This window comes from Roseovarius sp. YIN77 (assembly GCF_057219155.1).
Window position 1 is genome coordinate 1 of record NZ_JBXVVI010000072.1, and the last position, 506, is coordinate 506.

General features: G+C 47.6%; 1 protein-coding gene. It reads right to left on the minus strand.

Translation table 11 applies throughout. The annotated features are described in order from the left end of the window. Positions 1–272: 272 nt before the first annotated feature. Positions 273–506: hypothetical protein (locus AC2D8P_RS16680; RefSeq protein ID WP_484704012.1), on the minus strand; the 234-nt coding region annotated here is incomplete at its 5' end.

The following is a 506-nucleotide window of genomic DNA, read 5'->3' on the forward strand; positions in this document are numbered from 1 at the left end:
GCAAACTCGCCAAGATCTTTCCTGCACCGCAGCATCCGCGAAAAGCCTGAAAACAGAAAGGCTTGCGGTCGCAAAAACCAAGCATCAGTCACCCTCATAACACGGTGTTTTTCAACAGAATCGGCTCAAAGCCGTCGTTAGCTGCATGAAAGAGCAACGCCTGCTAAGACAACCGCAATCTGATGTAGAAATCTCTACGGAGCGAGTGGCGCAACGTAATAATTCACACGCTTGTGAGGTATGAATTGAGGTACATTTTTGTGATCTGATTTTTAAATTAAATAGATACAAATAATTAGAATAATTATTTTGCGGATCATACCTCCGCCGCGCGTCTTTTTGAGTTCAAGATTCTCGCAATTTCGCTCATCGCCTTTCGCTTCTCCACCCACTGCTTTGACTTCATTCCATGCTTGTAGGCGGGATTGGCTTTTCCTGCACCATGACCACCCCTTGCGCCATGCATGCGACAGGCGGTCCAGCCGCGGACGGCGGGATTTTTGCAT